11 protein-coding genes are annotated in these 13,016 nt (G+C 69.4%); 10 read left to right on the plus strand and 1 reads right to left on the minus strand.

Features of this window, described 5'->3' with window-relative positions; genetic code table 11:
• Nucleotides 1-189 precede the first annotated feature (189 nt).
• Nucleotides 190-1,206, plus strand: a complete 1,017-nt coding sequence (locus tag ABN273_RS30715; RefSeq protein WP_349452537.1) for a LacI family DNA-binding transcriptional regulator — start codon at nt 190-192, stop codon at nt 1,204-1,206.
• Nucleotides 1,207-1,242: 36 nt separating this feature from the next.
• Here the strand turns inward: ABN273_RS30715 and ABN273_RS30720 are convergent, their stop codons facing one another.
• On the minus strand, nt 1,243-2,181 hold the full coding sequence (locus ABN273_RS30720) for a helix-turn-helix transcriptional regulator (RefSeq protein ID WP_349452538.1): 939 nt from the start codon (nt 2,179-2,181) through the stop codon (nt 1,243-1,245).
• A gap of 190 nt (nt 2,182-2,371) precedes the next feature.
• Between ABN273_RS30720 and ABN273_RS30725 the strand changes: the two genes are divergently transcribed.
• The 9 genes from ABN273_RS30725 to ABN273_RS30765 all read left to right on the plus strand — a co-directional run bounded on the left by ABN273_RS30725 (nt 2,372) and on the right by ABN273_RS30765 (nt 12,647).
• The gene (locus ABN273_RS30725; protein ID WP_349452539.1) at nt 2,372-3,586 is read left to right on the plus strand and encodes an MFS transporter; all 1,215 of its coding nucleotides are present in this window, start codon (nt 2,372-2,374) and stop codon (nt 3,584-3,586) included.
• Nucleotides 3,587-3,620: 34 nt separating this feature from the next.
• A complete protein-coding gene (locus ABN273_RS30730) occupies nt 3,621-4,658 on the plus strand; it encodes a zinc-dependent alcohol dehydrogenase family protein (RefSeq protein ID WP_349452540.1) in 1,038 nt (345 codons plus the stop codon).
• Between the two features lie 52 nt (nt 4,659-4,710).
• Complete coding sequence (locus ABN273_RS30735) at nt 4,711-5,340, plus strand: (2Fe-2S)-binding protein (RefSeq protein WP_349452541.1); 630 nt, start codon at nt 4,711-4,713, stop codon at nt 5,338-5,340.
• A 12-nt stretch (nt 5,341-5,352) separates the two neighbouring features.
• Nucleotides 5,353-6,333 (plus strand): FAD binding domain-containing protein, encoded by a 981-nt coding sequence (locus tag ABN273_RS30740; protein ID WP_349452542.1) that lies wholly within the window; start codon nt 5,353-5,355, stop codon nt 6,331-6,333.
• Nucleotides 6,330-8,525 (plus strand): xanthine dehydrogenase family protein molybdopterin-binding subunit, encoded by a 2,196-nt coding sequence (locus ABN273_RS30745; RefSeq protein ID WP_349452543.1) that lies wholly within the window; start codon nt 6,330-6,332, stop codon nt 8,523-8,525. Before ABN273_RS30740 ends, ABN273_RS30745 begins: the two co-directional genes overlap by 4 nt.
• A gap of 370 nt (nt 8,526-8,895) precedes the next feature.
• On the plus strand, nt 8,896-10,080 hold the full coding sequence (locus tag ABN273_RS30750; RefSeq protein ID WP_349452544.1) for an ABC transporter substrate-binding protein: 1,185 nt from the start codon (nt 8,896-8,898) through the stop codon (nt 10,078-10,080).
• A 26-nt stretch (nt 10,081-10,106) separates the two neighbouring features.
• A complete protein-coding gene (locus tag ABN273_RS30755; RefSeq protein ID WP_349452545.1) occupies nt 10,107-10,994 on the plus strand; it encodes a carbohydrate ABC transporter permease in 888 nt (295 codons plus the stop codon).
• Nucleotides 10,991-11,818, plus strand: a complete 828-nt coding sequence (locus tag ABN273_RS30760; RefSeq protein WP_349452546.1) for a carbohydrate ABC transporter permease — start codon at nt 10,991-10,993, stop codon at nt 11,816-11,818. The genes ABN273_RS30755 and ABN273_RS30760 overlap by 4 nt, the downstream gene beginning before the upstream one ends.
• Nucleotide 11,819: 1 nt before the next feature.
• On the plus strand, nt 11,820-12,647 hold the full coding sequence (locus ABN273_RS30765) for an alpha/beta hydrolase (protein WP_349452548.1): 828 nt from the start codon (nt 11,820-11,822) through the stop codon (nt 12,645-12,647).
• Nucleotides 12,648-13,016 lie beyond the last annotated feature (369 nt).

A 13,016-nucleotide genomic window follows, 5' to 3' on the forward strand; every position in this document is an offset into this window, starting at 1 on the left:
TCTTAGCGCTGGTGAAGTCGGCTGGCCGCCACCGAGCTGGCGCTCGCCCTGGGGCGCGCCGCAGGAGACGCCTCCCGTGGTCCAGGACAGGCGGTGTCGCCGCCCAGATCGAGTCATGTCCTGACCTCGTAGAATCGGACCACGCATCGGAAACGGAGTTTCATGGTCACGCCTGGTCGACGACGACGAGTGACGATCGCCGATGTGGCGAGCCACGCCCAGGTCTCCGTCACGGCGGTGTCCAAGGTGATCCGCAACGCCTATGGCGTCAGCCCCGCCATGAAGGACCGGGTCAAGACGGCCATCGAGGAGCTCGGCTACCGGCCGCAGGCCGTGGCCCGGGGGATGCGCGGGCGTACCTTCACGATCGGCCTGGTGCTGCCGCACATCAGAAACCCGTTCTTCGCCGACATCCTCGACGGTCTCACCGATTACCTCGAGGACACCGACTACCAGGCGTTCATGATCCAGGGCGGCGCCACCCGCAAGGTCGAGCGGCGGGCGGTCGACGCCCTGATGGACCGGCAGGTGGACGGCATCATCATGGTCGCCCCCCTCGCCTCGAAGGCGCGCCTGGAGGAGGTGGCGAAGGAGAAGCCGACCGTGGTGCTCGCCCGGCACGAGCGGTCGTCGTACTACGACTCGGTGTTCGGCGACGACGAAGCGGGCGCCGAACTCGTCGTGCAGCACCTCATCGAGCTGGGGCACCGCCGCGTCGCGCACATCACGCACCAGGACGACAGCCAGGCGCGGCCGGCCGACCTGCTGCACAACATCCGGTCGGCGACCTACGAACGCGTCATGCGCGAGCAGGGGCTCGGCGACGAGATCGCCGTCGCGACCAGCTTCTATCACGAGAAAGGCGGCTACGAGGGGGCCCGCGAGCTGCTGAGCCGTTCGCCCCGGCCGACGGCGATCTTCGCGGGGGCCGACCAGGCGGCCCTCGGCGCGCTCGCCGCGGTCCACGAGGCCGGCCTGTCCGTCCCGGTGGACGTCTCGGTCGCCGGTTACGACAACACCCACCTGGCCGCTCTGCCCAACATCGCGCTGACCAGCGTCGACCAGGACGGCGGCGAGATGGGCCGCGCCGCGGGCAAGCTCTTGCTGGAACGCATCGAGGGCCGCATGACACCGGTGCGCTTCTCGGTCACCCCGAGCCTGGTCGTCCGTAGCTCCACGGCCGCGCCAGGAGGGTCCGGCGGCTGAGCCGGACCGCGATAGCTCGCCTGACCTCTGGGCGCGTCAGTCGCGTCTGGTACGCGGAGGCTCTGCGTCCTGGGGCCGGTCGCTCTGCCGGTGCGGCCGGTTGCCGCTCTGGTCGAGGGTCGCTGCCCAGCTGGCCAGGAGCTTGAGCCGGTCTTCGGCGGTGGTGCCCGGCTCGGCGGTGTAGACGGTCATGTTGTGCGCCGTCCGGTGGGAAGCGGGCAGGTCCAGGGACAGGTAGGTCAGCTCCAGGCGGCCGACCGCAGGGTGGTGCAACTGCTTGCTGCCCTCGTGGCCGATGCGGACGTCGTGGGCGGCCCACCGGGTGCGGAACTCGCGGCTGAGTGTGGACAGCTCGCCGACGAGCTCCCGCAGGGCCCGGTCGTGCGGCTCGCGCCCGGCTTCGGCGCGCAGCAACGCGACGGTGACGTCGGCGCCGTCCTCCCAGTCGACGAAGAAGTGATGGGAGCCCGGGTCGAGGAAGAAGAAGCGGGCGAAGTTGGCGCGGCCGTGCTGGTCAGTGGTGTCACTGTCGAACATCGGCGCGAAAAGGGCTCGGCCCAGCGGGTTGATGGCGACGATGTCCAGCCGGCCGTTGCGCACGAACGCGGCCGACATCGTCATGGAGTCGAGCAACCATTGGACCGGACGCGGGATCTCGATCTCCTTGCGGCGGGAAGGCGCGCGGCGGGCGGGGCGGGCTGCTCGGGCCAGGTCGAACAGGTAGATGCGTTCTTCCTCGTTCAGCTGCAGCGCCCGGGCGACCGCCTCGAGAACGTCGTCGGACACGCCGGTGATGTGGCCCTTCTCCAGCCGCGTGTACCACTCGGTGCTCACGCCCGCGAGAACGGCGACCTCCTCGCGCCGTAGCCCCGGAACCCGGCGCCGGCCGCCGGCAGGCAGGCCGACCTGCTCCGGGGTGATCTTGGCGCGCCGGCTGGCGAGGAAGTCGCGGATCTCGTTTCGGTTGCTGTCCACCCTTTCACTCTATGGATCGGACGGGACGAAAGGGGGGTAGAGGTTGTCCCCCCGATAAACCGGACCTCCCACGCGCGCGATGGAACCGATTTCCTGGGCGTTGCCCCTAGGAGTGACGGCATGCCGCCGTCGCCCGGCAGGCAGGGGCCCTGCCGGTGCCATCTCCCCATTCTCAGCAAGGAGGTCCGCTGTGCCTGGAGCAGTTCTGCACGCTCCCGGCGGCGGCGTCGAAGGCGGTGAGCGTTCGCCCACCCGGCTTCCGTTCGTCATCCACGTGCTGGCGTTGGGGACGTTCCTGATGGGGACGACCGAGTTCGTGGTGGCGGGCCTGCTGCCGGAGATCGCGGGCGACCTGCAGGTGGGCGTGGCCCGGGCGGGGCTGTTGATCACGGTCTTCGCGGTCGGGATGATCGTCGGCGCGCCGCTGATGGCGCTGCTGACGCTGCGGCTGCCGCGACGGGTGACGCTGATGCTCGCTCTGGGCGTCTTCGCGGCCGGGCATGTCATCGTCGCGCTCGGCTCCAGCTTCGTGCTGCTGCTGGCGGCGCGGTTCCTGACGGCATTGGCGACCGGAGCGTTCTGGTCGGTGGCCTCCGTGGTGGCCACACGCGTCGCCGGTCCTGCCGCGAGCGCCCGCGCCTTGGGCCTCGTGGGGGCCGGGGGCATGCTCGCCAACGTCGTCGGTGTGCCGCTCGGTGCGTTCGCCGGGCAACTCATGGGCTGGCGGGGACCGTTCTGGGCGCTCGCGGCTCTGGGAGCGGCGGCCGTGGGGCTCATCGCCCGATACGTCCCGCACGACGGCGCGGGCCACCAGGCGGTGACGATCCGGTCGGAGCTGTCGGCTCTGCGCTCCGGCCGCCTGTGGCTGGCGCTGGCCGCGTGCGCGACCACGACCGGCGGCGTGCTGTCGGCGTACTCCTACATCTCGCCGCTGCTGACCGACCGGGCCGGCATCGCCGCCGGCCTCGTCCCGCTGGTGCTCGCCGGCTTCGGCGTCGGCGCCCTGGCGGGCTCGGTCCTCGGCGGGCGTCTCGGAGACGCCCGCCCGCATGCGACGACCATCGCGGCGGCCGCGGCGGCCACGGTTCTGCTGCTGGCGATCTGCCTGCTGTCCGGCCATGCCGCGCCCACGGTCGCGCTGGTCGCCCTGCTGGGGCTCTTCGGGCTCGGCGCCAACCCGGTGCTGATCTCCCTGGCCGTCCGCTTCGCGGGCCAGGCGCCCACGCTGGGGTCCTCGCTGAGCGTCTCGGCGTTCAACTTCGGCACCGCGGTCGGCTCCTGGATGGCCGGCCTCGCCCTCGGCTCCGCCCTCGGGGCCACGGGTCCCGCCGTGGTCGGCACCGTCATCGCCGCACTGACCCTGATCCCCACGATCGCCTTGACCTGGGCGAACTCTGCTTCATGAACACCTGATCGGCATATCGAACGGAGAACATCTGATGCGCGTAACCCTGATGTACGGCGCCGGCGACGTCCGGATCGAGGAGGTTCCGGACTCCGCCATCAAGCTGCCCACCGACGCGCTGGTCCGCGTCACCGCGTCCTGCATTTGCGGCAGCGACCTGTGGCCGTACAGCTCGATGTCTGCAGCGGACGGCCCCGAACGGATGGGGCACGAATTCATCGGCATCGTCGAGGACACCGGCTCCGAGGTGACCACCGTCAAGAAGGGCGACCTGGTCGTCGCACCGTTCGCCTTCTCCGACGGCACCTGCGAGTTCTGCCGCGAGGGCCTGCACACGTCCTGCGTCCAGGGCGACTTCTGGCCCGGCCTGCCCGACGAGGGCGGCCAGGCCGAAGCCGTCCGTGTCCCGTTCGCCGACGGCACCCTCGTCAAGCTCCCCGTCGCCGCCGACTCGGCCCTCATCCCGTCCCTGCTCACGCTCTCGGACGTCTTCGGCACCGGCTACCACGCCGCCGTCGCGGGCGGCGTGAACGAGCGCACGCGGGTCACGGTGATCGGTGACGGCGCCGTCGGCCTGCTGGCCGTGCTGTCGGCCAAGCGCCTCGGCGCCGAGCAGATCATCCTCATGGGACGCCACAAGGCGCGCACCGACCTCGGCCGGGAGTTCGGCGCCACCGACGTCGTCTCCGCCCGCGGCGAGGAAGGCATCGCCCAGGTCCGCGACCTCACCGGCGGGCACGGCACGCACGTCGTCCTGGAAGCCGTCGGCAACATGCCCGCCTACGAGCAGGCAGTCGGGGTCGTCCGCCCTGGCGGCGTCATCAGCCGCGTCGGCGTCCCGCAGTACGAAGAGGCCCCGATCGGCTTCGGCAGCCTCTTCCGCCACAACCTCCGCCTGGCCGGAGGTCCGGCGCCGGTCCGGGCCTACATCGAGGAGCTGATGCCCGCCATCCTGGACGGCACCATCCAGCCGGGGAAGGTCTTCGACGCCACGACCGACCTCGACGGCGTCCCGACCGGCTATCAGGACATGGCCGACCGCAAGAGCCTCAAGGTCCTCATCAAGCCCTGAGGCCCCGATCCAGCTGTGATGCGAGGGAAGAAAAATGTCTGATGAAGCCCCTTTGTCTGCTGTTCCGCCCACCGCCGCGGCCGGCGAGTCCTCCTCGGCGCTCAGCCGGCGCACCTTCATCACGACCACGACCACCGCGGTCGCCGCGAGCGGGCTCGTCCCTGGGACGTCCCCGCTGGGCGTCGAACCGGCGGCCGCCGCTGAGGTGTCGCCCAGCGGACGGGTGTCGCTGACCGTCAACGGCGAGCGGCACGCCGCGATGATCGACAACCGGACCTCGCTGCTGGATTTGCTGCGTGAGCAGTTCGGGCTGACGGGAACCAAGAAGGGCTGCGACGCCGGGGCCTGCGGCGCCTGCACCGTCCTGGTCGACGGCCGCCGGGTCAACGCCTGTCTGACGCTGGCGGTACGGCTGGAGGGCGCCAAGGTCACCACCATCGAGGGGCTCGCCCCGGGCGAGGGCGACGACCTGCACCCGTTGCAGGAAGCGTTCATCGAGCAGGACGCCTTCCAGTGCGGCTACTGCACCCCCGGACAGATCATGTCCGGCATCGGGTGCATCCGGGAGGGCCACACCGGCTCGCCGGAGGAGATCAGGGAGTGGATGAGCGGCAACATCTGCCGCTGCGGCTGCTACGTGAAGATCGTCAAAGCGGTCGAGCAGGCCGCCGGCGGAAAGTGAGGTCCTGCTCCGATGCATCCCTTCTCCTACACCAAGGTGTCCGACGTCGGCGGCGCACTCGCCGCCGGCCGGCGTGGCGGCCGCTACATCGCCGGCGGCACCACCCTGGTCGACCTGATGCGCGAGACCGTCGAGCGTCCCGGCGAACTGGTCGACATCAGCGCCCTGCCGCTGCGCGAGGTGAGCACCACCGCGGGCGGGGGACTGCGCATCGGCGCGCTGGTGTCGATGGCCGAGGCCGCCGCCCACCCCAAGGTGCGCGCCACCTTCCCCGTCGTGGCGCAGGCGCTGGAGCTGAGCGCCTCGCCGCAGCTGCGCAACATGGCCACCATCGGCGGCAACATCATGCAGCGCACGCGGTGCACGTACTTCCGTGATGTGACGGCGGCGTGCAACAAGCGCCGGCCCGGCTCAGGATGCGCGGCAGTGGACGGCTTCAACCGCAGCCACGCCATCCTCGGCGCCTCCGGCCAGTGCGTGGCCACCCACCCCTCCGACGTCGCCGTGGCCTTCGCGGCGCTGGAGGCCACCGTGCACCTGCAGGGCCCCGACGGGGAACGCGGCGTCGCCTTCGCCGACTTCCTGCTGCCACCGGGTGGCACCCCGGACCGGGAACAGGCCCTGCGGCCAGGCGAGTTGATCACCGCTGTGGAGATCCCGGCCCTGCCACGCCCGCTCAGGTCCGGATACCTGAAGGTGCGCGACCGGCAGTCGTACGAGTTCGCGCTGACCTCGGCGGCCGTCGCCCTGCACGTTCGAGGCGGGGTGATCCGCGCGGCGAAGGTCGCCGCCGGAGGCGTGGGCACCGTGCCGTGGAAGCTGCCCGCAGTCGAGCGGCACCTCGTCGGCGAGCGCCCCTCGACGTCCCTGTGGGCAGCCGCCGCCGAGCGGGCGGCCGACGGAGCCCGCCCGCTGCGACACAACGGTTTCAAGGTGGAGTTGCTGAAGCGGACCGTGGAACGTCAACTGCGAGTCGTAGGAGGTACGAAGTGAGCCCCCAGCCGCGGGCAGCCGTGGGTGCGCCGCTGTCCCGGGTGGACGGGCGGCTGAAGGTCACCGGGCAGGCGTTGTTCGCCGCCGAGCACGACGTGAACGGCGTCGTGCACGCGGTCATCGTCGACAGCAGCATCGGCCGTGGACGTATCACCTTGATCGACACCCGCGCCGCCCTGGCCCACCCGGGGGTGCTGCGGGTGATCAGCCATCGCGACGCGCCGAAGCTGCCGTACCGCGACAACGCCGGGTCGAACAACCCGCCCGGGCGTCGGCTGCGTGTCTTCCAGGACGACCGGGTGCTCTTCCACGGTCAGCCGGTCGCCGTCGTGGTGGCCACCACCCTGCAGGCCGCGCAGCACGGTGCGAGCCTGGTCGAGGTCCGCTACGACGCCGAGCAGCCCGCTACCGACCTGCACGAGGCCGACGCGGACGAGCCGACGCGTTATGCGCGCGGCGATGCCGAGGCCGGCCTGCGTTCCGCGGCCGTCCGGATGGACCTGACCTACCGGACGGCGCGCAACCATCACAACCCGATGGAGCCGCATGCCACCATCGCCCGCTGGAGCGGCCACAGGCTCACCGTCTGGGACAAGACCCAGTGGGTCGTGGGCACGCAGAACGAGCTCGCCGCCGTGTTCGGCATCCCGACGCAGGCAGTACGGGTGATCTCCCCGTTCGTCGGCGGCGGATTCGGCTCAGGGCTGCGCTGCTGGCCGCACGTGGTCGTCGCCGCGTTGGCCGCCCGCGAGACGAATCGCCCGGTCAAGCTGGTCCTGAGCCGCAGGCAGATGTACTTCGGCACCGGCTTCCGGCCCTCCTATGAGTACCGTCTGCGCCTGGGCAGCGACCAGCGGGGGCGCCTGACCACCATGGTCCACGAGATGGACGCCGAGACCTCGTCGTACGAGAAGTTCACCGAGACCATCCTGCCCGCGGGGCAGATGCTCTACAGCATGCCCAACGTCTCACAGGCCTACCGGACGGTGCCGCTGGACGTGAACACGCCGCTGTGGATGCGCGGCCCGGGCTTCGCGACGGCGTCCTTCGTCATCGAGTCGGCCATGGACGAACTCGCCCACAAGCTCGGCATCGACCCGATCGAGCTGCGCCGGCGCAACGAACCGGCGGAGGACGAATCCAGCGGGCTGCCGTTCTCCACCCGCCGTCTGCGCGAGTGTTACACCGTCGGCGCCCGCGAGTTCGACTGGGGCCGCCGCCGTTCCGAGCCGGGCTCCCGGCGCGAGGGCGACTGGCTGATCGGCATGGGCATGGCCGCCGGCGTCTACGAGACACAGCGCAACACAGCCCAGGCCCGGGTCCGTCTGAACGCCGACGGCACCGCGCTGGTCGAGGCGGCGGCCAGTGACATGGGGCCGGGCACCTACACCTCCCAGACCCAGGTCGCGGCCGACGCCCTCGGGCTGGCCATGCGCGCGGTGACCTTCCGGCTGGGCGACTCGCTGTTCCCGCCGACCCCGCCGCACGGCGGGTCGATGACCATGGCAAGCGTCGGCTCCGCCGTACTCGACGGGTGCAACCAGGTGCGACAGCAGGCGATCAAGCTGGCCGTCGAGGACCGTGACTCACCGCTGTACGGGGTGGCCGCCCAGGACGTCGTCGTCCGCAGCGGCCGGCTGCACGTCAAGGACGATCCCGCGCGCGGCGAGACGTACCAGCGACTCCTGGCCCGCAACAACCGCCCCCGCCTCGAAGCTCTCGGCTCCTTCACCCGGCCGTCGGGGCCCGAGCGGCACTCTCTCTACGCCTACAACGCCACGTTCGCCGAGGTCGCCGTCGACGCGAAGCTGGGACTCGTGCGGGTACGGCGCATGCTCGGCGTGTACGACGCCGGACGCATCATCAGCCCCAAACTCGCTCAAAGCCAGGCAATCGGCGGCATCGTGGGCGGCATCGGCACAGCGCTGCTGGAACACACGGTCACCGACCACCGCGACGGCCGGATCGTGAACGCCAACCTGGCCGACTACCTCGTCCCCGTCAACGCCGACGTCCCCGACGTCAGGGCGATCTACCTGGACGGCGAGGACCGCGAGGCCGACCCGCTCGGCGTCAAGGGACTGGGCGAGGTCGTCCACGTCGGGGTTGCGCCCGCGATCGCCAACGCGGTCTTCAACGCCACCGGCCGCCGGATCCGCGAACTGCCCATCACCGCCGAAGCGCTGCTCTGACCTGGGCGATCCAGCCAATCTGAGTACGCACAGCCGGTCCGGCAGCCGCTCCCGCCTGGCTGCCGGACTTTTCGCTGCGGAGATCAACGCCTGGCAGGAACCGTTGCCTAAATCATGTCCATATTGGCGATCTCATCTGGGAAAAGGGTGGGTACCGTTACCCAAATCAAGCCTTGACACCCCCTTCACGTAACGCCTACGTTAACCGCATCGGGGGTCCGCTTAAAACGATTCAATAGCCCCTGGAGGGTGTGTGAAGACCTCCCACCGCACACTTGCGACGGCCGTAGCGGTCCTGGCGCTGGCGGCCCTGACCTCCTGTGGCTCCGGTTCGGAGCCCGCTGCTGACGGCACCATCACCCTTTCCTTCATGACGGGCAGCGATCAGTCGACCGTGGACACATCCAAGGCGCTGGCGGACGCGTTCATGAAGGCCAACCCCACCATCAAGATCGAGATGGAGAACCAGCCGGGAGGCAGCGAGGGCGACAACATCGTCAAGACCCGGCTGTCCACCGGCGAGATGACGGATGTGTTCTGGTACAACTCCGGCTCCCTGCTGCAGGCGCTCAACCCGGCCCAGACCCTCGTCGACCTCACCGGCGACCCGGTGCTGGCCGACGTCCAGCCGGACTACCTGCCGGTGGTGACCCAGGGCGACCACGTGTACGGGGTGCCGGCCAGCGCCGCGTCCGGTGGTGGCATCCTCTACAACCGAAAGGTCTACGAGAAGCTCGGCCTGCAGGTGCCCAGGACCTGGGACGAGTTCATGGCCAACAACGAGAAGATCAAAGCGGCCGGGATCGCGCCGGTGATCTCGACGTTCAAGGACACCTGGACCTCGCAGTTGCTTGTGCTGGCCGACTTCTACAACGTCCAGGCCGCGGTGCCGAGCTTCGCGCAGGACTACACCGCGGGCAAGGCCAAGTTCGCCACCACCCCGGCCGCGGTGGCGGGTTTCCAGCACCTGGCCGACGTGCACGCCAAGGGCTACCTCAACAAGGGGTTCGGCTCGGCCACCCTCGATCAAGGGCTGAAGATGCTCGCCGAAGGCCAGGGCGCGCACTACCCGATGCTCACCGCGATCTTGCCGCCCGTACTGGCGACAAGCCCGCAGGCGGCCACCGACATCGGCTTCTTCGGCGTCCCGGGCACCGATCCGGCCAAGAACGGCGCCAGCGTCTGGGAGCCGCCCGCGATCTACATCTCCAAGACGACCAAGCACCTGGACGCGGCCAAGAAGTTCGTGGCCTTCGTCGCCTCGCCGGCCGCCGCCGACGCGATCAACAAGGCGGTGCAGCCGACGGGACCGTACCGGGTGAAGGGCGCCAAACTGCCGGACGACGCCATGCAGGTGGCCAAGGACGTGCAGGCGTACATCGACAAGGGCGCCACCGCACCCGCGTTGGAGTTCCTGTCCCCGGTGAAGGGCCCGTCGCTGGAGCAGATCACCGTCGCGGTCGGCTCCGGGCTGACCTCGCCGGCCGAGGCCGCCGCCCAGTACGACAAGGACGTGGCGAAGCAGGCCAAGCAGCTGGGGCTCACGGGGTGGTGACCAAGCAGGCGGCCAGACCTCACGTCATGCCCGAGCAGGAGCTCACCCGCCCGGCCAGGCGCAAGTCCGCCTACCCGTACGCGCTCTACCTGCCGGCCGCCGTCGTCTACCTGGTGATCTTCCTGGTGCCGACGGTGATGGCCTGCTACTTCGCGCTCACCCGCTGGACCTTGTTCGACAGCACCTTCGTGGGGCTGCAGAACTTCACCGACTTCTTCGCCGAGCAGAACCTGCGCATCGGCTTCGCCAACACCGTCTTCTACGCGGTGGTGACCAGCGGGCTGAAGGTGGTGCTCGGGTTGCTGCTGGGCGTGTTGCTGACCAGCAGGCTGCGGCTGCGCGGTTTCCTGCGCTCGGTGGTGTTCTTCCCCGTCCTGGTCTCCACGGTCGCGGTCGGCATCACCTTCAGCATGCTGCTCAAACCCGACACCGGGCTGGTCAACAAGGCGCTCGCCCTGGTCGGCATCGAGGGTCCCGACTGGCTGGGCGACGCCAGGACGGCGCTGCTGTCGGTCGCGCTGGTGGACGTGTGGAAGGGCGTCGGACTGGCCACCGTCATCTACATCGCCGGCATCCTGTCCGTCCCCCGCGACTACTACCAGGCCGTCGCGGTGGACGGCGGGGGCGCCTGGCACCGCTTCCGCCACGTCACGCTGCCGCTGAGCTGGCCCGCCACCTACTCGGTGATCATCCTGTCGTTCATCGGCGGGCTTCGCTCGTTCGACCTGATCTGGACGATGACCCGCGGCGGACCTGGCTTCACCAGTGACACCATCGCCTCGATCATCTACAAGCAGTACCAGGCCGGCTTCTTCGGCCTGTCCACCGCGGGCAACGTCATCCTGTTCGTCCTGGTCACGGCCCTCGTGCTTCCGCTCAACTACTTTCTGGGCAAGAGGCAGGTCGCCCTATGAGAGCCACCAAAAGGCTCGGCGCGGAGGCGATCGCCCTGGCCGTGGCCGCCGTGATCTTCCTCGTCCCGTTCGCCCTCATGCTGCTCACCGCGGTCAAGGACCAGACCCAGGCCACCGACCTCGACTTCGCCTGGCCCACCAGCTGGCCGATCGTGCAGAACCTCACCGAGGTGATCGAGGCCCGCGACTACGTGCTGCTGCGCGCGTACGTCAACAGCACGGTCCTGACCGTGGCGTCCGTCGCCTTGATCGTCGTCTTCGCCGCGATGGCCGCGTTCGTGCTGCAGCGCCGCGCGGGCCGGCTCGGCTCGGTGGCCAACTTCCTGGTGCTGTCCGGGCTGATCATCCCGCCCGCGATCGTGCCCACCATCTGGCTCCTGCAGGCCCTCGGCCTGTTCAAGACCCTCCCCGGGCTGATCCTCATCGAGGTGGCCTTCAACCTGGCGTACGCGGTGCTGCTGTTCCGCGCGTTCATCGCGGCCATCCCGCGCGAACTGGACGAGGCCGCCCAGATCGACGGCTGCACCGGCCTCTCGCTGTTCTTCCGGGTGATCTTCCCGCTCCTGCGGCCGGTCACCATCACCGTGATCCTGACCAGCTCGGTGGCCATCTTCAACGACTTCGTCAACCCGCTCTACTTCACCCCCGGCGACGAGAACGCCACCGTGCAGGTCACCCTCTACAACTTCCAGAGCCAGTACAACACCCAGTGGAACCTGCTGTTCATGGACATCGTGCTCATCACGATCCCACCACTGCTGCTGTTCATCTTCTTCAACCGCAAGATCGTCGCTGGCATGACCGCCGGCGCCATCAAGGGATGACATGACCTTCCTGAACGTCGGAATCGGCGAGCATGCCCGCCCGCGATCAATCCAGAATCACGACTTCCAGTACAACGGGCGGACTCTGCGCGCCACGCTGCACATTCCCGAGACCGCAGGCGCGACCGGCCGGCCGACGGTGGTGTTCGTCCATGGGTTCGCCAACAACCGGATGGAGAACCGCTCCTTCGTTCTGATGTCGCGACTGCTGGAGACCGCCGGCATCGCATCGGTCCGGTTCGACCTGTCCGGGCACGGGGAAAGCGACGGCGACTTCTTCGACGTCACCATCACCGGGGAAATCGCCGAAACCCGATCCGTCGTGCAGGCCGTACGCGGCTTCGACTTCGCCGACCCTGACCGTATCGGCCTGGTCGGGATGAGCATGGGCGGTGTCGTCGCGGGCATCGTGGCCGCCGAGGAGCCGGGCATCCGCGCCGTGTGCCTGTGGTCGCCGGCCGCCGTCGCCCCCTTCGAAGTGGGTGCCGGCCGCCTCAAGGGCCGCGACATCGCCGCCGAGATCAGCCAGAAGGGCTACTTCGACGCCGACAGCCACCGGATGAGCCAGGCCTTGGTCGACGACATCGCCGGCCTCGACGTCTACGGCCGGTCCCGTCCGTACGCCGGACCCGTACGCATCATCCATGGCGACCAGGACGACATCGCCCCGCTCTCCTACGCCCGCCGCTATCTCGACCACTACGACGGCAACGCCGAGCTGGAAGTCGTCGAGGGCGCCGACCACGGCTGGGCCACCGTTCCGCACCGCACCCGGCTACACCAGTCCACATTGCAGTTCCTCCGCGCAAATCTGGAGCCCTCCGCATGAGCCCTACGGCCCTGGCACGCCCGGCTCGGCGACGCCGCCCTCGCCCTGTATGCGGAAAATGCCAGCGAAGAATCGGCTTTGTAGTGGTTTTGTAGCGACTCTGCGGGGTGGCGCGGTACCGTCCGGCTGACGTGATCAACTTCGATTAATCCCAACCGAAACAGGACATCACTGGCCGCGGATCGGAATGGCGGCAGGTCGATGTCCAGCCGTACGGAAAGGAGTATCCAATGCCGGAACGTGGTAAGCATTCACCTCCAGCGCATTTCGGCTTCTGGTGATCGCGCTGTGTGATCGTCCTCAGGCATGCGTGAGTACGGCCGATCCTGGGATGGTCAGCCGGTTACCGGGTCGGGTGGCATCCAGAGG

Source organism: Nonomuraea sp. B19D2 (assembly GCF_040137845.1).
Classification (GTDB): Bacteria; Actinomycetota; Actinomycetes; order Streptosporangiales; family Streptosporangiaceae; genus Nonomuraea.